2 protein-coding genes are annotated in these 23,157 nt (G+C 63.6%); both read left to right on the top strand.

Features of this window, described 5'->3' with window-relative positions; genetic code table 11:
* The first annotated feature begins 24 nt into the window (after positions 1 to 24).
* The gene (locus tag QFX16_RS11910) at positions 25 to 13,971 is read left to right on the top strand and encodes a non-ribosomal peptide synthase/polyketide synthase (RefSeq protein WP_283184057.1); all 13,947 of its coding nucleotides are present in this window, start codon (positions 25 to 27) and stop codon (positions 13,969 to 13,971) included.
* Between the two features lie 87 nt (positions 13,972 to 14,058).
* Positions 14,059 to 23,154: a non-ribosomal peptide synthetase gene (locus QFX16_RS11905; RefSeq protein WP_283184056.1), complete on the top strand. Its 9,096-nt coding sequence runs from the start codon at positions 14,059 to 14,061 to the stop codon at positions 23,152 to 23,154.
* Positions 23,155 to 23,157 lie beyond the last annotated feature (3 nt).

The raw sequence follows: 23,157 nt of genomic DNA, 5'->3' as shown, positions 1-23,157 counted from the left end.
CCCTTTTTTTGCAGGACGCTTTCAATGACCACCGAAAAAACCACCGCCAATCCGATTGAAGACATCTACCCGCTGTCGCCGTTGCAGCAAGGGATGCTGTTCCACTCCCTGCTGCACGAAGATTCCGGCGTGTACCTGATGCAGGATCGCTACCGCATCGGCGGTGCCATTGATGAAGTTGCGTTCCTTGAATCCTGGCGCCAGGTGGTGGCGCTGCACCCTTCCCTGCGCGCCAGTTTCCAGTGGAAAACCCAGAAGCAACCGGTGCAAGTGATCCATCGCGAGGTCAAGGTGCCGCTGGACACCCTTGACCTGCGTGGGCTCGCCCCACACGAACAGGAAGCGCGGATCCGCACGTTGCTGGAAGACGAGCAGAAAGTCGGTTTCAACCTGTCGAAGCCGCCGCTGATTCGCTTCCGTCTGGTGCGACTGGCCGATGAATCCTACGAGTTCATTCGCAGCTTCCACCACATCCTAATGGACGCCTGGTGCATTTCTCTGGTAACCGTGGACTTCCTCAAAGTCTACGAAGCGCTGTGCAACGACCGGACCCCGGAGCTCAAGAGCCCGCGGCCGTTTCGCGATTACATTCAGTGGTTGCAGCGCCAGGATGCGGGCAAGGCCGAGCAGTTCTGGCGCGGCCAGTTGCAAGGCCTCAATGCGCCCACGCCGCTGACCGTGAACAACGGCGTGGCCCGCGACCGCTACACCGATGCGGTGCTGGTGGACGATCAACTGATTCACTTGACCGAGCCGGAAACCCAGGCACTGGCGGCGTTCTGCCGTAGCCGCCGGATCACCCCAAACACGTTTTTCCAGGGGGTCTGGTCGTTGCTGCTGTCGCGCTACAGCGGCCAACGGGACGTGCTGTTCGGCGTCACCGTGGCCGGTCGTCCGGCGGAACTGACCGGCGTGGCGGAGATGATCGGCCTGTTCATCAACACCCTGCCGCTGCGGGTTTCGGTGGACCCGCAGGCGTCGCTCGGCAGTTGGCTGAGTGCGCTGCAAGGGCTGAACGTCGACATGCGCGACTTTGAACACACGCCCTTGACCGACATTCAGGGCTGGAGCGATTTCCCCCGGGGCGAAACCCTGTTCGACAGCATCCTGGTGTTCGAAAACGCCCCGATCGACGAGCAGATTCTGGAAGGCGGTTTCCAGTTCAGCCTCGAAGGCATGGATCACAGCGTGCACACCCACTACGGTTTGACCGTGGTGATCCTGCCCGGCGAGCAACTGGGCATTCGTGTGTCCTTCGACCGCGAACGTTTCGAGGCGCCGACCGTGCAGCGCTTGCTCGGCCACATCGCCAGTCTGGTGCGCGGCATGCTTGCCGCACCGAACGCGTTGTTGGGCAGTTTCGAACTGCTGGCCTTTGATGAGCGTCAGCAACTGTTGGGCGAGTGGGCCGTCAACCCGCACGACTTCCCTCAGGATCAAAGTTACGCCGAGCTGTTTGCCGCGCAGGTCGCCCAACGCGGCGGGCAGATTGCCGCGATCTGCGACGGTGAATCCCTGACCTACGCCGAACTGGATCAGCGATCCACGCGCCTGGCGCACGCCTTGCGCGACGCCGGCGCCGGTGAAGATCAATTGGTCGCGCTGGTTGCTCCCCGTGGCCTGGCGCTGTTGACCATGATGATTGCCGTGTTCAAGGCCGGCGCAGCGATGCTGCCGCTTGAAGTCAATCACCCGCCGGAGCGCCTGCGGGAAATCCTCAGCCTGTCCCGCGCACCGTTGCTGGTGGCCAGCGAAGACTGCGGCGGCCTGCTCGATCAATTGCTCAGCGGCCTCGATCAGGCGCCAGACGCCCTGCTCGCCGAAGCCTGCTGGAAGTCCGGCAACGATTCGCCGCTGCCGCTGCTCGGCGGTCCGGACAGCCTGGCCTACGTACTGTTCACCTCGGGTTCGACCGGTACGCCCAAAGGCGTGATGATCGAACAACGCGGCATGCTCAATAACATCTTCGGCAAAGTGCCGGCCCTGGGGCTGAACGCCGACGACCGGATTCCACAGACCGCTTCGGTGGCGTTCGACATTTCCGTGTGGCAGTTCCTTGCCGCGCCAGTACTGGGCGCCACGGTGCACATCCTGCCGGACGACGTGGCGCATGACCCACAACGCCTGCTGCAAGTGATCGCCAGCGAACGCCTCAGTGTGCTGGAAATCGTCCCGAGCCTGATGCGCACACTGCTTGCGCTTTGCCCGTGCGATCTGCAACTGCCCGACCTGCGCTGGGTGCTGCCTACTGGTGAAGCGCTGCCGCCGACCGTGGCCCGGGACTGGTTTGCACGTTTCCCCGACATCGCACTGATGAACGCCTACGGCCCGGCCGAATGCGCCGATGACGTGGCCTTCCAGCCGATCTTCGAAGCACCGGACGCTAACGTCAGCCATATGCCCATCGGCCAGCCGACCGCCAACAACCGCTTGTACGTGCTGGATGAAGCGTTGCGGCCGGTGCCAATTGGTGTAGCTGGGGAAATCTGTGTAGGGGGCGTCGGCGTCGGCCGCGGCTACCTGCACGATCCGCAGCGCACCGCTGATGCGTTCATCGACCATCCTCAGCTAGAAGGTCGCCTGTACCGCACCGGCGACCTCGGGCGCTGGCGTGCCGATGGCGTGATCGAATACCTCGGCCGCCGCGACCAGCAGGTGAAATTGCGTGGCCACCGGATCGAACTGACCGAAATCGAACACCGTCTGGCCCAGCACCCGAACGTGCGCGAAGCCGCCGTGCTGCTGCGCGAAAACAGCGTTGGCGAAGCCTGGCTGGTGGCCTACTGGTCGGCCCATGACGATACTTTGGGCAACGACGGGCTAACCGAACACCTGCGCGCACAACTGCCGCCTTACATGGTGCCGGCCGCGTTCGTGTGCCTGGAGCGCTTGCCGCTGAACAACAACGGCAAGGTCGATCGCAAGGCACTGGCCGCCCAGGAACTGAGCTGGCAGGCCAACACCCAGGAAAGCATCGCACCGCGAAATGAGCTGGAAGCCGCTGTGGCGAAAATCTGGGCTGAGGTACTGGGTCGCGACACCGTTGGCGTGGAAGACAACTTCTTCACCCTCGGCGGCCACTCGCTGCTGGCCACTCAGATCGTCGCGCGCCTGCGCAGCCATTTCAAACTCGACCTGCCGTTGCGGGTGCTGTTCGAACAACCGACGGTAGCGCTGCTGGCCGTCGCCATCGCCGCGCGCCAGGCAGACGCCGCCGCACCACAAGCCGTCGCAATCAGCGTGCCAAAGGCCCAGGTACGTCCGGCACTACTGCCGTTGTCATTCTCGCAACAGCGCCTGTGGTTCATCGAGCAACTGACGCCGGGCACGACGCTGTTCAACATCCCGTTCGCCCTGCACCTCAAAGGTGAACTCAACGTCGAAGCGCTGCACGCCAGCCTGAATGACTTGCTGGTGCGTCATGAAATCCTGCGTACCGGCATCCGCAGCACCGATGGCGTGCCCAGCCAGCACATCAGCGAATCGCTGAACATTGCATTGCCGTTCGATGATTTGTCGGGCCTGGGCGCGACGGCTCGTGAAGGTGCGCAGTTCAATGCCCTGCAAGAAACCTTTGAGCAACCGTTCGACCTGACTTCACCGCCGTTGCTGCGGGCGCGTCTGCTACGTGTGGCGCCGGGTGAACACGTGCTGGGTATCGCCCTGCATCACCTGGTCTCGGACGCGTGGTCGGCGACCATCGCACTGCGCGAGCTGACCCTGGGTTACGAAGCCCGTTGCAACGGCGCGCCCGCCGAACTGCCGGCCTTGCCGGTGCAATACGCCGACTTCGCCCTGTGGCAACGGGAACACCTGCAAGGTGCCGAGTTCAAGCGCCAGCTCGATTACTGGACCACCACGCTGGATCGACGCAACAGCGAAGGCAGCCCATTGCTGGCACTGCCGACCGACCATCCACGGCCGTCGATGCAAACTTACCGCGCCGGGATCGTACAGCGTGAACTCAGTGCCGAACTCAGTGGCCGGGTGCAAGCCTTCGCCAGTCGCCTGGGCACCACGCCGTTCACCGTGTTGTTCGCCGGCTTCGCGGTGCTGATGCACCGTTTGAGTGGCGACACCACGGTGCTGATCGGCACCCCGGTCACGCACCGCGAACAACCGGGCACCGAAGGCCTGCTCGGCATTTTGCTGAACAACCTGGCGATCCGTGCCGACTTTGAACCACAAGCAGATTTCACCGCGCTGGTGGGTCAGGTGGCCAAGCGCTTGCGCGAAGGCTTGCAGCATCAAGACCTGCCATTCGAGCAATTGGTCGACAGCCTGCAACTGCCACGCAGCCTCAGCCATGCTCCGCTGTATCAAGTGATGGTCGCGCAGCAATTGGCCATGGAGTCGCGGCTGCGTTTCCCGGGACTGGACTTCGAGGCCCTGGACACCCCGCTCAAGCACTCCGAATGCGATCTGGATTTGCACGTGCTGTGCCCGGCCAATGCGCCGATTCAACTGGAGTTGATGTTCGCCCTGGACCTGTTCGCCGCCGACAGCGCCCGCCAGACCCTCGCCCGCCTGGAGCACTTGCTCGAGCAAATGCTCGCCGAGCCGCAACGCCCGGTGGCTGCCCTGCCACTGCTGATGGCCACGGAATGGCAGCGCACCGTGGTCGAGTGGAACCGCACCGAGATGGAGGTGCCACAGCATCTGACCTTCGCCCAGCTGTTTGAACAGCAGGCCGAGCGCACGCCTGAGCGCGATGCGCTGTGTTTCGAAGGTCGCAGCCTGAGCTACGCCGAACTGAACCGCCGGGCCAACCAGGTGGCGCATTACCTGCGCAGTCGCGGTGTGGTCGCCAATCGTCCGGTGGCGCTGTGTGTCGAGCGGTCGCTGGAGTTGTTGATCGGTTTGCTGGGCATTCTCAAAGCGGGTGGTGCCTACGTGCCGCTGGACCCGACCTATCCGGTCGATCGTCTGGCGTACATGCTCGAAGACGCGCAACCGGCGTTGTTCCTCGGCCAGCAAGGCTTGATGGAACAGTTGGGCGCCGAACTGCCGCGTCTGCGGCTGGACAGCGACGCCGCCCTGTTCGCCGATCAACCGGACAGCAACCTCACCCCACTCGCCGGTCCCGATGACCTGGCCTACATCATGTACACCTCCGGCTCGACCGGTAAGCCCAAGGGCACTCTGGTCACCAACGGCTCGGTGGTCAACCTCGCCTGGGCGCGCATCCATGGCTTGTATCGCCGCTATACCGATCAGCCGATGCGCACCAGTTTCAACTACTCGTTTGCCTTCGACAGTTCGGTGGCCGAGCTCATCTTGCTGCTCGACGGCCACAGCCTGTACCTGACTCCGGAAGACGTGCGCTACGACCCTGAGGCCCTGGCGCAGTTTTTCCGCGAAACCCGCCTGGAAGCCTTCGAATGCACCCCGGCGCAGCTCAAGGCTCTGCTCGAAAGTGATGGCGTGCGTCGGGGCGAAGTGTATCTGCCGCGCTTCGTGCTGTTCGGTGGCGACGCGGTGGATGCGCAGCTTTGGCAGCGTCTGCCATCGATTGCCGGCAGCCGCTTCTTCAACACCTACGGTCCGACCGAATGCACGGTTGATGCGACCGGTTGCGCCGTCGACGATTTCCCGCAGCGTCCGATCATCGGGCGGCCAATCGCCAACGTGCGCACGTACGTACTCGATGCCTTCCTCAATCCGATGCCGGTCGGCGTACCGGGGGAACTGCACATCGGCGGTGCCGGCGTGACCCTGGGCTACCTCAATCGCACCGAACAGACCGCGAAGGTGTTCATCGACGACCCGTTCTCGCCGCTGGCGGGTGCGCGGATGTACAAGTCCGGTGACCTGGTGCGCTGGCTCCCTGACGGCCAACTCGAATACCTGGGGCGCATGGACCATCAGGTGAAAATCCGTGGTTTCCGTGTCGAACTGGGTGAAATCGAAGCGCTGATCGGCGCCCAACCGGGCGTCCGTCAGGCGGTGGTATTGGCCCGTGAAGACGTGCCCGGCGACAAGCGCCTGGTGGCGTATGTCACCTGCGATCAGCAGGCCGACATCAACGCCTGGCGCAAAACCATCGGCGCCGCCCTGCCCGACTACATGGTGCCGTCAGCGTTTGTGCTGCTCGATGAGTTGCCGCTGACCGACAACGGCAAACTCAACCGCAAGGCCCTGCCTGCCCCGGACATTCAGGCTGAACCCGACGCCCAGGACCCACCGCGTACTGTCGCCGAACAGCAACTCGCCGCCCTGTGGTCCGAGCTGCTGAACGTGCCGCTGACCCAGATCGGCCGCGACAGTCACTTCTTCTACCTCGGCGGTCATTCGCTGCTGGCAGCGGTGCTGTTTGCCCGATTGCGCCAACAGTTCACCACGGTTCCGCCGCTGCGTGCGGTGTTTGAACACCCAACCCTCGATGCACTGGCCGCCCTGTTGGGTGAGCCGCTGCAAGCGCCAGCGGCGACCTTCGTCCCGGTGGCACGTCCCGCCCGTTTGCCGTTGTCGTTCGAACAGCAACGCTTGTGGTTCCTCGAACAATTGAGTGCTGGCGGTGGCGAATACAACGTGGTCAGCGCCGTGCAGTTCGACGGCGAGCTGAACACCCAGGCCTTGCAATCCGCCTTGAACAGCGTGGTTCAACGCCACGAAATCCTGCGCAGCCGCATCGTGCGTGAGACCGATGGCGAGTTGGGGCTGATCATCGAACCGCAGGTCAACCTCATCTTGCGCGTGGCAGCGCTGGATGCGGCGACTGACGACACCTGGCAACAGCTGACCGATGAGGCCATCCACGCCGAAACCGGGCAGCGTTTCGACCTTGCCACTCAAGTGCCAATCCGCGCCACGCTGATACAACGCAGCGGCCGCACCCAGGCGTTGCTGTTACTGACCGTGCATCACTGCGCCACCGACGATGCCTCCAGCCAGAACCTGCTGAATGAACTGGCACAGCTCTATACCGCGCAATGCCAAAGCTCTGTCGCCGCATTGCCGAATCTGGCGCTGCAATACCCGGATTACGCGCTGTGGCAGCGTGAATCAGGGCAGCAGGCGTTGTTCCGCAGTCAACTCGATTACTGGCGCACGCAACTGGAAGACGGCAATTACCTGTTGGACCTGCCCACCGAACAAGGGCGGCCAAACCAGCTCGACCCGGTTGCCGGCGCGGTACAACTGCAACTGCCGTCAGAACTGGTGGGACGCTTGCGCCAGTTCGCCCAGCAACGCGGCGCCACCCTGTACATGTTGATGCTCAGTGCGGCGCAGTTGTTGTTGGGACGTTACGCCAACCAACGCGACGTGCGGATCGGCAGCCCGGTCGCCCAGCGTCCGCTGGCCGAACTGCAACCGCTGATCGGTTGCTTCGTTAACACTCTGGTGATGCGCGCCGACCTCGACCCAGCGCTGAATTTCGAAGGGTTGTTGAGCCAGGTGCGCAATAACGTGCTGGACGCGCAACAGCATCAGGACGTGCCGTTCGACCAGGTCGTCGAACACCTGTCGCCGGAGCGTAGCCTCGCTCAGACGCCGTTGTTCCAGGTGTTGTTCGTGATGCAGAACACCGACACTTCGGCCAGTCACTGGCCACAATTGCAGGTCCGCGAACGAGCGGTAACCGCTCAGGCGACCAAGTTCGATCTGAACTGGGAAGTGCATGACGGCGAGGTGCTGTCGGTGTTGCTCGAATACCGTGCCGCGCTGTTCAGCGAAACCACGGCCCGACGTTGGTTGGCGCAATGGCAACAATTGCTCGAAACCATGCTCGATGCTCCCCAGGCCCGCCTTGGCGACTGGTCACCGTTGACGGTGCCAGAGCGTCAACGCCAATTGGTCGAGTGGAACGCGACCGAACGTCATTACAGCGGCCCGACCAACCTGCACACGGCCCTGACCCAGCAAGCGGCCCTCAGCCCCAACGCTCCAGCGCTGGTGTTCGAAGGCCAGCGCCTGAGTTACGCCGAACTCGATCAACGCGCGCAAACCGTCGCCAAAGCCTTGCGCGCTGCCGGTATTGGTAGCGGCGCCATCGTTCCGGTGTGCATGGAGCGCTCCGTGGAAATGGTGGTGGCCTTGCTCGGCATCGTGCATGCCGGCGCCGCGTGGTTGCCGCTGGATCCGGAATTGCCGGCTACGCGGTTGGCGTTTCTCATTGAGGACGCTGATGCTCAGGTCACCTTGACCCAAGCGCAGTGGCTGTCGCGCCTGCCGGTCGGGCACAACGCCTGGACGCTGGATACGTTGCCAAAAGCAGAAAGCGGAGAACCGATCAGCGTCAGCCCGAGCGATCTGGCCTACGTGCTCTACACCTCCGGTTCCACCGGTCAACCGAAAGGCGTGATGAACGAACACGGCGCCTTGATGAACCGTCTGCACTGGATGCAGGACGCCTTCCCGATTGGCCCGAACGACCGCGTGTTGCAGAAAACCCCGTACAGCTTCGACGTGTCGGTGTGGGAATTCTTCTGGCCGTTGATCACCGGCGCCACGCTGGTGGTCGCTCGCCCGGACGGCCATCGTGACCCGGCGTACCTCAGCCAATTGATCCAGCAAGAGCAGGTCACCACCCTGCACTTCGTGCCGTCGATGCTGCGAGCCTTTGTCGAAGAACCGAGCCTGGTCAACTGCCACAGCCTGCGTCAGGTGTTCGCCAGCGGCGAAGCGCTGCCGGTGGATCTGGTGCGGCGCTTCATGAGCCAACACCCGGCGGCACTGGTCAACCTCTATGGCCCGACCGAAGCGGCCATCGACGTCTCGGTATGGCACTGTTCGGTGGACGACGTGATCGTGCCGATTGGCAAACCGATCGCCAACCTGCGTTTGTACATCCTCGACGAGGCGCAACAACCTCTGCCAATAGGCAGTATCGGCGAGCTGTACATCGGCGGGGTCGGCGTGGCTCGCGGTTACCTGAAACGTGCGGACCTGACCGAGGAACGTTTCCTCGCCAGCCCGTTCATCGACGGTGATCGCCTGTACCGCACCGGTGACCGTTGCCGTTTCCTCGCCGATGGCAACATCGAGTACCTCGGCCGTCTCGACCATCAGGTGAAGCTGCGTGGCCAACGGATCGAACTGGGGGAAATCGACGCTGAACTGCTGGCACAGTCCGGCGTTCGCGACGCTGCCACACTGTTGCTTGATCAGCGTCTGGTGAGTTTCTGGTGCGGTGACGCCGAAGAAGCATCGCTGCGTACGGCATTGAGCGACAACTTGCCGTCGCACATGCTGCCAAGCCTGTTGGTGCAACTCGACAGCTTGCCGCTCAACAGCAACGGCAAACTCGATCGCAAGGCGCTGGCCGCCCTGCCATTGCCGCAAACCAAAAGCGACCAGCCACGCAGAGCGCCGCGCAACACCACTGAAACCGTGCTGTGCGAGTTGTTCAGCGAAGTGCTGGAATGCCCGTTGGTGGGGATCGACGATCATTTCTTCCACCTCGGCGGCCACTCCTTGCTGGCCACGCGACTGGTCGCCCGGGTTCGTGAACGCCTCGGTGCCAGCCTGCCGCTGGCGCTGGTGTTCGCCCAGCCGACGGTGGCGGCGCTGGCCGGTCATCTGCGCGCGGCGATGCCGGGCGAACTGATCACCGCCCAACCGCGTCCGGCACAGTTGCCGCTGGGCCTGGCGCAGCAGCGGTTCTGGATGCTCAGCCGTCTGGTGCCGGATTCGCGCGAATATCACATGCCGTTCGCCCTGACCTTGCATGGCGAGCTTCAGGTTCAGGCCTTGCGCGAGGCATTCGAGCAAGTCAGCGAGCGCCATCTGGTGCTGCGCAGCCGCATCATCGAAGTTGAAGGCGAGCCGCAGTTGCTGATCGACAATCAGGGCCCGGCGCTCGCGGTCACTTCGGTCACCACACAAGACTGGGCGGCCGCGTGCGCCGATGCTCAGAACGAGCTGATGGCACCGTTCGACCTTGCCACCGCCGCACCTTGGCGTGCACACCTGTTGCAACGTCAAGGCAGCGACGAAAGCCTGTTGCTGGTGTGTCTGCATCACAGCGCCACCGACGGTTGGGCGATGCAGTTGCTGATCGACGAACTGGCCCAGGCCTACAGCGCCGGCCTTAACGGGCAGTCGCCTGCCTGGACCGCGCTGGACGTCGACTATGTTGATTTCGCCCTGTGGCAGCAGCACCCGGACACACAGGTTCGGCGCAATGACAGCCTGGATTACTGGAAAAATCACCTCGGCCAGGACGACTACCAACTCGATCTGCCCCTGGACCATCCACGCGGTGCCGAAGCGGATCGTCGCGCCCAACTGCTGACAGTCAGCCTCGGCGCTCAGCGGGCGGAAGCGATCCGTCAGTTCGCCCGCCAACGCGGCAGCACCACCTATGTCGTTCTGGCCACTGCCTTGAGTGCCTTGCTCGCGCGCTATAGCGGTCAGCGTGAAATTCGCCTCGGCACCCCGGCCGATCAGCGCGATCAGCCGCAAACCCAGGCACTGCTTGCGTGTCTGGTGAATACGTTGGTGATTCGCAGTGAAGTCGATCAACAGGCCCCGGCCGAGCAGTTGCTGGCCAGCCTTGAAGCCGATTTGCGCGCAGCCCAGGCCCATGCCGACCTGCCGTTCGCCACATTGGTCGGCGCCGTGGCCCAGCGTCGCGACCTGAACCGCACACCGCTGTTCCAGGTGATGTTCTCCCTCAACCACGGCCGCATGGACAGCAGCCAATGGCCGGGCCTGAACATCGAAGAGCAGACGCTGCCGGTGATCGACGCCAAGTTCGAACAGAGCTGGGAAGTCCAGGACGATGGCAGCGACATGATCCTCGCGCTGGAATACCAGGCGGCGCTGTTTGACGAATTGACGATGCAGCGCTGGAGCGCGCAATGGTGTGCGCTGCTGGACGCACTGGTGGCGACGCCGGCCCGGACGCTGGTCGAGTTGTTCCCGCAGCAACAAGATCAGCAACAACTGGATCGCTGGAACGCGACCGAACGTCATTACAGCGGCCCGACCAATTTGCACACGGCCCTGACCCAGCAAGCGGCCCTCAGCCCCAACGCCCCGGCGCTGGTGTTCGAAGGCCAGCGCCTGAGTTATGCCGAACTGGATCAACGCGCACAAACCGTCGCCAAAGCCTTGCGTGCGGCCGGTATTGGCAGCGGCGCCATCGTGCCGGTGTGCATGGAGCGCTCCGTGGAAATGGTCGTGGCCTTGCTCGGCATCGTGCATGCTGGCGCGGCGTGGTTGCCGCTGGATCCGGAATTGCCGGCTACGCGGTTGGCGTTTCTCATTGAAGACGCTGACGCTCAAGTTACGTTGACTCAAGCGCAGTGGCTGTCGCGTCTGCCGGTCGGGCACAACGCCTGGACGCTGGATGCTTTACCACAGACCGAAATCGGTGACCCGATCAGCGTCAGCCCGAGCGATCTGGCCTACGTGCTCTACACCTCCGGTTCCACCGGTCAACCGAAAGGCGTGATGAACGAACACGGCGCCTTGATGAACCGTCTGCACTGGATGCAGGACGCCTTCCCGATTGGCCCGAACGACCGCGTGTTGCAGAAAACCCCGTACAGCTTCGACGTGTCGGTGTGGGAATTCTTCTGGCCGTTGATCACCGGCGCCACGCTGGTGGTCGCTCGCCCGGACGGCCATCGTGACCCGGCGTACCTCAGCCAATTGATCCAGCAAGAGCAGGTCACCACCCTGCACTTCGTGCCGTCGATGCTGCGAGCCTTTGTCGAAGAACCGAGCCTGGTCAACTGCCACAGCCTGCGTCAGGTGTTCGCCAGCGGCGAAGCGCTGCCGGTGGATCTGGTGCGGCGCTTCATGAGCCAACACCCGGCGGCACTGGTCAACCTCTATGGCCCGACCGAAGCGGCCATCGACGTCTCGGTATGGCACTGTTCGGTGGACGACGTGATCGTGCCGATTGGCAAACCGATCGCCAACCTGCGTTTGTACATCCTCGACGAGGCGCAACAACCTCTGCCAATAGGCAGTATCGGCGAGCTGTACATCGGCGGGGTCGGCGTGGCTCGCGGTTACCTGAAACGTGCGGACCTGACCGAGGAACGTTTCCTCGCCAGCCCGTTCATCGACGGTGATCGCCTGTACCGCACCGGTGACCGTTGCCGTTTCCTCGCCGATGGCAACATCGAGTACCTCGGCCGTCTCGACCATCAGGTGAAGCTGCGCGGTCAGCGGATCGAACTGGGGGAAATCGATGCAGCGCTGTTGAACCAGCCTGGTATCACCGGAGCCTGCACCCTGGTGATCGACAACCGCTTGGTGGCGTTCTACAGCAGCAGCGCCGCGCAATCGGAGCTGAGCGCGCTGCTCACCGCCCAACTCAAAAACCAGCTGCCGGCGTACATGGTGCCGGCGGTGTGGGTCGAAGTGTCGGCCCTGCCCCTGACCACCAACGGCAAGATCGACCGCAAGGCCTTGGCCAACCGGCCACTGTCGCAGACTCAGGAAGACCACGTCGCACCGCGCAACGAACTGGAAGCCCTGCTCTGCCAGTTGTTCGGTGAACTGCTTGGCGAAGCCTTGACCGGTGGCCGTGAAGTCGGGACTTCGGACAGCTTCTTCGCCCTGGGCGGTGACTCGATTCTCGGTCTGAAACTGATCTCGCGACTGCGTGAACAGGGTTATTCGCTCACGCCAAAAGACCTGTTCCGCTCGCCGACCCCGGCGGCATTGGCTCAAGTGGCCAGTCCGTTGCTGACGCTGGCCGAACAAGGCGATGTGACCGGTGCGATGCCGCTGATGCCGTTGCATCAATGGTTCTTCGACCAACAACAACCGCAGGCCGCGCACTGGAACCAATCGGTGCTGGCCGACAGCGACCGGCGTCTACAGCCGGCCCTGGTGCAAGCAACGCTGGACCGAATGGTCGCCCACCACGACGCCTTGCGCCTGCGCTTCACCGAGGTTGACGGGCAATGGCAGGCGCACATCGCACAGGTATCGCCCGCTCAATTGAGCTGCTGCGAACACCCTGAGCAACTGCAGCAAGTCGCGCAAAGCCTGGATCTGCAACACGGTCCGCTGTTCGCCGCTGCGTTGCTCGAAGGCGAGCCGCAACGTTTGTATCTGGTCGCGCATCACTTGGTCGTCGACGCAGTGTCCTGGACGCCGCTACTGGAAGATTTCCAGCAGCTGTATCAAGGGCTGGAGCGTGGCGATAACCCGAGTCTGCCGGCGAAAACCACGTCCTACCGTCAATGGGCCGAGCATATGCAAGCTCATGGCGGCAAGGTCAGCACCGAACAGCGCTACTGGAGCGCCCAGACCACTGCGAACAGTGCGCCGGTGGCCACGGTTGCCGAGCGGCAGACGCTGTCCGCCCGTTGGGACACCGCACGCACTCATCAATGGCTGACCGAGTCCCACGCCGCCTACCGCACACAGCCGGAAGAACTGCTGATCGCCGCCCTCGCCGCCACCTTGGCGGAAGCCGAAAGCCGCGCCGACATCGTGGTCGATCTGGAGCGTCATGGTCGTGATGCGCCGTTCGAAGGCCTGGATGTCAGCCGCACCGTCGGTTGGTTCACCACCCTGTTCCCGCTGCGAGTGAACGCAAGCGGCCCCCCCGGCGATCGGGTGCGCAACGCCAAGGAAGCCTTGCGCGCCGTGCCGGGTCAGGGCCTCGGCCATGGGTTGCTGCGTCAGCGCGGCGAGTTGCCGTCGGGCCGTGGCGATGTGTTGTTCAACTACCTGGGGCATGAGCAAACGCCACAGGGCTGGTTGCGCGCCAGCACCTTGACCCCACCGCCGGAAGTGGCGTTGGCCAACCGGGTGACCCACGGCCGTGAAGTGGTGGCCTGGCTGGAAGACGGTGTGCTGCGTGTCGAATGGCACAGCGTCACCCCGGTCGCCGACAGCCGCTTGCCCGCTCGCCTGTTGGAACACCTGCAAGCACTGGTCGGGCATTGCCTCGACCCGCAGGCCGGGACGCTGATGCCGTCGGACTTCCCGCTGGCCAAAGGCATGAACCAGGCGACCCTCGACACCCTGCTCAAACGCCTGGGGCCGAAGAAGTGAGCCCCGACCTCGACCTGAATTTGACTTCGGAGTGCGCCGCTCACGGCGCACGTGCCTCTACGATTTTCTGGATTGAACACTGCTGCCATGCATGACCAAATCGAAAACATCTATTCGCTGACGCCGCTGCAAAAAGGCCTGCTGTACCACGAAGCCTATGCACCGGAATCCCGGGTTTATTACCAGCAAATGAACATCGGTCTGGCCGGTGAGCTCGACCTCGACGCATTCCGCCATGCCTGGATTGCGCTGATGCAGCGTCACGCGGTGTTGCGCACGGCGTTTCTCTGGGAAGAGCTGGACGACGCTTATCAGGTCATCCTCAAGGAAGTCGATCTGCCGTTGCGCGAAGTCGACTTGCGCGGCAACCCGCAAGGGCTGGCGGCCCTGGCGGCGGAAGATCACGCACAAGCATTCGAACTCGGGGCCGCGCCGCTGATGCGCTTGACCCTGGCGCGTCTGGACGATGTGAACGGACAAACGCAGTGGTCGCTGGTGTGGACGCACCATCACCTGTTGCTCGACGGCTGGAGCGTCGGTTCGCTGCTGGCGGACTGGCGCGATCTGTATCGCGCGGCCCGTCGCGGACAAAACGCGGCGCTGGAAGCGGTGCGACCGTTCCAGGATTACGTGGCCTACCTCAGCGAACGCCCATCCGCCGATGAGTTCTGGCGTAGTCGCCTGGCGGATTTCGCCAACACCACCCGCGTGCCCGAGTCAGACCCGCGTGGCCTGCTCGCCGACCCCGTGGACGCGCACCTGCCCTGCACCGAACACCAGCGCGTGCTGGATACCGCAACGACTGCGCGCCTGAGTAGCTTCGCCCGTGACAACAACCTGACCGTCAACACCCTGCTGCAAGCGGCATACGCTTATCTGCTGGGGCGCCATAACGGCAGCGACGAAGCCTTGATCGGCGTCACCGTGGCCGGGCGTCCACAGCGCCTGAGCGGTGTCGAGCGCATGGTCGGTTTGTTCATCAACACCTTGCCGTTGCGGGTGCGCTGGGACGAGGCGCCGACCGTTGGCCAATGGCTGGCGGGTATCCAGGACTGGAACGCCGAGATGCGCGAGCATGAACACACGCCGCTCGCCAGTCTGCGGGCCTTGACCGCGCTGCCGCCCGGTGGCGAGTTGTTCGAAGCGATCATGGTGTTCGAAAACTTCCCGTTCCCCCGGGAGCTGAATCAGATCGACGAGGGCCTCGTCGGGCTGCCGGACGCTGAACACACCGCGCCGTTGCGCCACACCGGCGGACGTAACAACTACCCGATGTCACTGATCGCTTCGATGGAAAGCGACAATTTGCACCTGCATTTGGTGCATCAGCGCAAACGCTTGTCCGATGCGGCCGGCACTCGCCTGATAGAGCAGTTGGTAACGCTGCTCGACGAACTGAGCCGCGACGCCAACCGGCCGCTGGCCGAGGTGCCGCTGTGTCCGACGCAGGAACTGAACCTGACTCACACCTGGGGCAATGGCGCGACCCTTGCAGTGCCGGATGCTCCGCTGCATGAACTGATCGCCGCTCAGGCCCGCCGCCATCCCGAGCGTGAAGCCGTGCGCGACACCCATGGCGCATTGAGCTACGGCGAGCTGCTTGAAGCCTCGACCGGACTGGCCAACGCCTTGCGCCAGAGCGGTGTGCAACACGGTGATCGCGTCGCGCTGGCCCTGCCCCGTTGCAACGACGCAGTGATCGCGCTATTGGCGGTAATGCAGGCCGGCGCTTGCTTCCTGCCGCTGGACTTGGGCCAACCGGCCTCGCGCCTGGGTGCGCTGATGGCCAGTGCCGATGTGGATTTCATCATCGGCACGCCGACTTTCGACATCGCCTCTGCGCAGGTGATCGAGGCCTCGGCCCGCGCCACCGGGATCGACCTGCCCGCGGTGGATCAACAGGCCTGCGCCTATGTGATCTACACCTCCGGTTCCACCGGTACACCGAAAGGTGTGCGCCTGTCCCATCGCGCCATCGTCGCTTATGTCAGCGGCATTCTGGCCGAACTGGGTTGTGCCGAGGCTGAACAACCGTGGCGCCATGCGCTGCTATCGACCTTCGCGGCGGACCTCGGTTACACCCAGTTGTTCGGTGCGCTGGTCAGTGGTGGCAGCTTGCTGCTGGTGGACGACGATACCCGCGCTGATCCGAACGCCCTGGCCCAGTGCTTTGCCGACTTCACCCCGGACCTGGTCAAGCTCACGCCCAACCACCTGCACGGTCTGCTCGCCGCGCATCCTGACGTGCGTCTGCTGCCGCGCCGCGCCTTGTTGCTCGGTGGCGAAGCGCTGCACGGCTCGCTGCTGGACACTGTCCGTGCGCTGCGCCCGGAACTCGCGGTCTACAACCACTACGGCCCAACCGAAAGCGCCGTCGGCATTTGCCTGTCGCGCATCGACCAGCCACTGGTCGGCGTACAACCGCTGGGCCATCCGCAACCGAACCGGCTCCTGCGGGTACTCGACAGCCACGGTCACACCGTGCCGGTCGGTGTGCCGGGTGAATTGTGGGTCGGTGGCGAAGGCCTGGCCATCGACTACCTGGGTGATCCGGTGCAAACCGCCGCACGCTTCACCGCCGTTGCCGACCTGCCCCGCGCCTACCGCACCGGCGACCGTGTGCGCTGGCTGGAATCCGGTGAACTGGCGTTCCTCGGGCGCGTCGACAACCAGGTCAAATTGCGCGGTTACCGCATTGAGCTGGGCGAAGTCGAAGCGCAAATCAAACGCCTGTCGAGCAACGTTCAGCAAGTGCTGGTCCGTGTCGTGCAACCGGCCAACGAGACGCCGCGCCTGATTGCCTGGCTGGTGGCCAGCACCTCAATGTCGGCGGACAAACTGCGTTATGACCTGGCCCTGCGCGTACCGGATTACATGGTGCCGGCAGACTTCATCGCCCTCGACGCCATCCCGTTGAACGCTAACGGCAAACCGGACATCGCTCGCCTGCCACTGCCCGATGCCCCTACCAGTCAGGACAATTACGAAGCCCCGCGTGACGCGGTGGAAATCGCCTTCGCCGAGATCTGGCAGGACGTATTGCGGGTCGAGCGCGTGGGGATTCACGACAACTTCTTCGCCTTGGGCGGTGACTCGATTCTCAACCTGCAAATAATTGCCCGCGCCCACCAGCGCGGCATGAAGCTGACGCCCAAGCAGTTGTTCGAAAACCGCACCATCGCTGAAATTTCGGCGGTGATCAGCCAAGGCGCGAACTACAGCCGCGACACCCGTACTGTTGCACTCAATGTTCCGTTGACGGCGGGACAGCACGCTCGTCTTGAAGCCGGCCCGTTAGCGGCAGACTGGCGTTGCGTGGCGCTGAATGCGCCGATCAGCCTCGAAGTGCTGAACCGCGCCGTGCAGGCTCTGCAACAGCAACACCGTGCACTGCAACTGGGCCTGACCCAACAGGCGGACAGAAGCTGGGCGCAAACCCTGCCGAGCACACCGAAACCGGTCAGTGCCAGCCGTCAGCCGTTCGACACTGACAACCTGAGCGCACTGGCCGAAAGCACTCTGGCCACACTGGATCACTCGGCAGGTGAAGGCTGGCACGCGTGCCTGTCGGAACAGGGCGACGCGGTGTTGTTGGTCGCCCATGCACTGCGCCTGGATGCTGCTTCCTGGGCATTGTTGATGACCGACTTGGCGCTGGCCGTGGCTCAAGCGCAATACGATCGTTCGATCGAGTTGCCGCGTCACGGTGGCAATCTGGATGAGTGGGCCGAGCATCAAAACAGCTGCGCCCGTGATGAAGACGAGCTGGAATCGGCCTGGGAATACTGGCTGCAATACGCCGGTGAAACCCTGCCGGCCGTCCCACAACCGGATGGCCTAGCCACTGAAAGCCGCGTACAGATTTCGCCGTCACTCAGCGTTCGTCTGAACCTGTTGCAACGCCGCAGCCACGCGCCTTGGGCATCGCTGGTGGCCACTGCTGTCGCGGCGGAACTGGCGCAGCAAAGTGCCGAACAAAACGTCTGGCTGACCCTGGATCGCGGTCGCTGCGAGCGGGCCCGTTTGCCGCTCAGCAGTGCCCTGAGCCGTACCGACTTCAACCCGGCGACGGTGATCGGTGCGCTGAGCCACGCCGTTCCGCTGCGTCTGAACGTGACACCCGGCGCCAACGCCGCGCAATTGCTTGCACAGGTCGACGCGCAACTGGCTGCCGCCCCGCACACCGGTGACGACTACGGCGTGCTGCGTTACCTGGCCGACAACGACTACTTGCGCGAACCGCTGCTGAGCCTGCCGCAGCCAACCGTGCATATTGTCATGGCCGGCGAATGGCAAGCCCTTGAAGGGCCGTTGGGCGAGGTCATCGCCGCCAGCGCGCCAATCGATGGCGCCGGGCTGACCCTGTCCGTCAGCCTGCAACACGGTCAACTGCAAATCGATTGCCGTGGCCAAGGCGCAGACCACTGGGCCGAGGCGCTGGAGCAGCGTCTGGCCCTGCTGGCTGCCGACGCCGAGCAAGCCATCCCGGGGGCCCACGCGTTCCCGTTGTGCCACGCCGCCGGTCACGACCTCACAGCCCTCGGTGCAAACTTCGACTGGGCCGGCATCGACGACTTGCTGCCCCTGTCGCCGATGCAGGAAGGCATGTTGCTGCACACCCTGCTACGTCCCAACAGCGGCATCTACCTGATGCAGCAACGTTATCGCTGGGACGGCGAACTGGACCGCAGCGCCATCGAATTCGCCTGGGCACAGCAACTGGCCCGGCACCCGATGCTGCGCACCGGTTTCTGGTGGCAGGACGGCAAGGCAGCGCTGCAATGTGTGTACCACGACACCGACCCGGCCTTCGCCTGGTACGACTGGCGGCACCTCGACGAAGCGAGCCGCCAGCGTCAACTGGACGCCGTGCTGGACGCCGAATGTCGGCAGGGTTTCGACATGCGTCGCCCGCCGCTGACCTTCCTTCGGGTATTCCAGGTGGCCGATCAGGAGTTCCTGATCGTGCGCAGCTTCCACCACATCCTGACCGATGCCTGGTGCTTCGGCCTGTTGATGGCCGACCTGTTCGCCCATTACCAGGCTCGCGTACTCGGCCAGCCTGTGGCGCGTCCGTTGCTGCCGTCGTTCAGCAATTACATCCATTGGCTGCAATGCCAGGACACGTCCATCACCGAACAATTCTGGACCCGCGAACTGGCTGGTTTCAACGCACCGACGCCGTTGGTGGTGGATCGTCCGGCCGTGACCGAGCAAGCGGTCGAAGCCGTGGCCAACCTGGACGTCACCCTGTCGATTGCCGACACCCGCGCCTTGACCGCGTTGTGCCAACAGCACCAGCTGACGCCCAACACCTGGATTCAGGGTGCCTGGGCCTTGCTGTTGTCTCGCTATAGCGGCAGCGATGACGTGCTGTTCGGCGTTACGGTGTCGGGACGTCCGACCGATTTGCCGGGCGTGGAAGACATCGTTGGGTTGTTCATTAACAGCCTGCCGCTGCGGGTCAAGGTTGACGACTCGCAAACCGTGGTGCCGTGGCTACAAGCGTTGTTCGCGCACAACTATGAGTTGCGCGCCTACGAACATGCACCGCTGGTGGACATTCAGCGCTGGAGTGAAATCGAGCACGGTCGCTCGCTGTTCGACAGCCTGGTGGTGTTCGAAAACGCGCCGTTCGACGCAGGTCTGTCGGATCGTCAGGTCGACTTCAACGTCGACATCTACGAAGACCGCGTACACACCAACTACCCGATGACCGTGGTGCTCTATCCTGGTGATCGTCTGGGCATTCGCCTGACTTACGACGCCGCGCGTTTCGACACCGACACCGTACAGCGCATGCTCGGCCATTTGCGTCAGTTGCTCACGCAAATGGTTGCCCAGCCTGACGCGCCACTGGCCTCGCTGTCGTTGTTGACGCCGGATGAACGCCAGACCCTGCTGGTGGACTGGAACCGTAGTGAACTGGACTTCCCGCTGGATCAAACCTACGCCGAACTGTTCGCCCGGCAAGTGGCGGAGTATCCGCAGCGCATTGCTGCCGTGTGTGGTGCCAACAGCTTGAGCTACGCCGAGCTGGATCAGCGCTCGAACCGCCTGGCTCGTGCGCTGATCGAAACCGGTGCCGGTCGCGACACGCTGGTGGCGCTGGCCGCTGAACGCGGCCTGCCATTGCTGAGCATGATGATCGCCGTGCTCAAGGCTGGCGCGGCCTACCTGCCGCTGGACATCAAGCATCCGCCTCAGCGCCTGAGCGAAATTCTCGAACTGTCCGGGGCGACGATTCTGTTGACCAGTGACAGTGCCGACTCGGTCATCGACCCGGCACTGGCCGCGAGCACCGCGACCCCGCGCCGCCTGCGCACCGAAGCCCTATGGCTGGCGGGCGATGCAACGCCACTGAACGTCACAGGCAGCCCTGATGATCTGGCCTACGTGATCTTCACCTCAGGCTCCACCGGCACGCCAAAAGGAGCCATGGTCGAGCAACGGGGCATGCTCAACAACATCTTCGGCAAGGTGCCGACCCTGGGTCTGTCGAGCGAAGACCGGATTGCCCAGACCGCCTCCCCGGCGTTCGACATTTCGGTCTGGCAGTTCCTCGCTGCACCGATTCTCGGCGCCACCGTGCACATTCTGCCGGACGTAATCGCCCACGATCCGGAGCGACTGCTGGAAGCGCTGGAGCACCAACAATTGTCAGTGCTCGAAGCCGTGCCGACGATGATCCGTGCCCTGCTCGACCTCGCCAGCACCGACACGCAACTGTCGGCGCTGCGCTGGTTGCTGCCGACCGGCGAAGCCCTGCCTCCAGCGCTGGCCCAGGCCTGGCTGAGCCGCTTTGCCCATGTGCCGCTGATGAACGCCTATGGTCCGGCGGAATGCTCGGACGACGTGGCGTTCCACCCGCTGACCGCTGTGCCTGAAGAAGGCGGCAACGCCATGCCGATTGGCCGGCCGACCGCCAACAATCATCTGTACCTGGTGGATGCCGCGTTGCGGCCAGTGCCAGTGGGTGTACCGGGGGAAATCTGCGTTGGTGGCATCGGCGTCGGTCGTGGTTACCTGAACGATCTGGAGAAAACCCAGGCGGCGTTCGTCGCACATCCATTCGAACCCGGCGCGCGTTTCTACCGCACCGGTGACCTGGGTCGCTGGCGTGCAGACGGAGTGATCGAGTTCCTCGGTCGCCGTGATCAGCAAGTGAAAATCCGCGGTCACCGCATCGAGTTGGGGGAAATCGAAGATCATCTGGGGCGTCATCCCGCCGTGCAAGCCGTGGCCGTGATCGTCAACGCCGACCAGCGTGGCGACTTGCAACTGGTCGCCTACTGGACCGGTGATGACACACCGGTCGCGGTACTGCGCGAATGGCTGAGCCAACGCCTGCCTTCGTACATGGTGCCGGCGCATTGGCAAAAACTGGACGCACTGCCGCAGAACGCCAACGGCAAGGTCGACCGCAAACGGCTGACCGCACGCGCGCTAGACAACAACGACTTGAGCGAGCAACGGCCGCTGCGCAGCGACACCGAACAGCGACTGGGCGCGATATGGGCGCAGATTCTCAACGTGTCGACGATTGGTGCTGACGACAACTTCTTCGCCCTCGGCGGACACTCGTTGCTGGCGACGCTGGTGGTCTCGCGGATTCGCAGCCAACTCGCGGTGGACCTGCCACTGCGTGCAGTCTTCGATCATCCGGTATTGGAAAACCTCGCACGCGCCATCGACAGCGCCCGCTTGCAGGGGGCGCCTTTGGCCCTGCCCGCAATCACTGCGGCAGACCGTTCGCAACCGCTGCCGTTGTCGTTTGCCCAACAGCGGCTGTGGTTCCTTGAGCAACTGAACCCTGGCTCCAGCGGTTTCAACATTCCGTTCGCCTTGACCTTGACCGGGGCACTGAATGTCGAAGCCTTGCGCCTGGCGTTCGAACAATTGATCGCCCGCCATGAAGTATTGCGCACCACCGTGCATAGCGATCACGGTGAACCCTGGCAGCGGATTGAAGCGGCGCAGGTGTTTGCCTTGCCGGTCACCGATCTGCAAGCGGTCTCGGCGCAGGAACAGGAGCCGGCCATCCAGGCGCAATTGGCCGAGGTCTTCGGCCAACCGTTCGACCTGACGCAGGCGCCATTGATTCGCGCGCGGTTGCTGAAACTGGACGCGCAGACTCAAGTGTTGGCCATTGCCATGCATCACATTGCGGTGGACGCCTGGTCCATTGCGCAATTGGTGGACCAACTGGCCAGCGACTACACCGGTTTCGGCACCACGGCTGCCCGAATCGAAACCCCGGCCCTGCAATACGCCGACTTCGCCGTGTGGCAACGCACGCACCTGCCGGGCCCGGTCTGGCAGCAACAGCTGGCCTACTGGCGCCAGCAGTTGCAAGCCAGCCCGGCGCCGCTGTTGTTGCCGGGCGCTCAAACTTGCGATCACGGCAAGTGCGCGCGTCATCGCCGTCGCTTGCCCGCGTCATTGGCTCAGGCCATCGGCGAGTTGGCCACGGCTCGCGAGGCTTCGCCGTTCATGGTGTTGCACAGCGCGCTGAACGTGTTGCTGCATCAGCAGACCGGACGCGAAGACCTGCTGGTCGGCACCGACATCGCCAACCGTCATCAGCAACAAACCGAAGACATGGTCGGCTTCTTCGTCAACCAGTTGGTGCTGCGTTGCCGCGTCGCGCCGCAGCAGACTTTCGATCAATTGCTGAGCGATGCCCGCCGCGTGGCACTGGATGCCTTTGCCCATCAGGATTTGCCGTTCGACGCCTTGGTGGCCGACCTGCTGCCACAGCGGGATGCGCGTTATACGCCGTTCTTCCAGGTCAAACTGGTGGTGCAGAACACCCGCCAGCAGGACCTGCATTTGCCAGGCTTGGCGATCAGCGAACGGGAACTTGAGCCGCAAGCTTCGGATGTCGACTTGCTGATCAACGTCGTGGATGACGGCGAAGGTCTGCTGGTGGTGTACGACTACGACACCGGGCGTTACGCCAGTGCCTACATCGAACTGCTCGACAGCCTGTTTGTCTGCCTGCTGGAGCAACTCGTGCTGAACGCTGACACCAGCATCGCTCAGCTGTTGGTGCCACTCAATCAACTGCAACGGACCCGCCGCGACCAGGCTCAAGCCGCACTGCGTGAAGCTGGCAGCGCGCGTCAGAGCACCCTGGGCCAGGCCCGTCGCCGCAGCGTCGTGAAGGATGCCGAACAATGATGG

The sequence above is a fragment of the Pseudomonas svalbardensis genome, assembly GCF_030053115.1.
Classification (GTDB): Bacteria; Pseudomonadota; Gammaproteobacteria; order Pseudomonadales; family Pseudomonadaceae; genus Aquipseudomonas; species Aquipseudomonas svalbardensis.
The sequence above is the reverse complement of the archived record's forward strand: the minus strand, read 5'-3'. Positions and strand labels throughout refer to the sequence as shown.

What these genes read in the sequence shown, in the direction of transcription:
- QFX16_RS11910 (WP_283184057.1), top strand. Translation starts at nt 25, where the DNA reads ATGACCACCGAAAAAACCACCGCCAATCCGATTGAAGACATCTACCCG.
- QFX16_RS11905 (WP_283184056.1), top strand. Translation starts at nt 14,059, where the DNA reads ATGCATGACCAAATCGAAAACATCTATTCGCTGACGCCGCTGCAAAAA.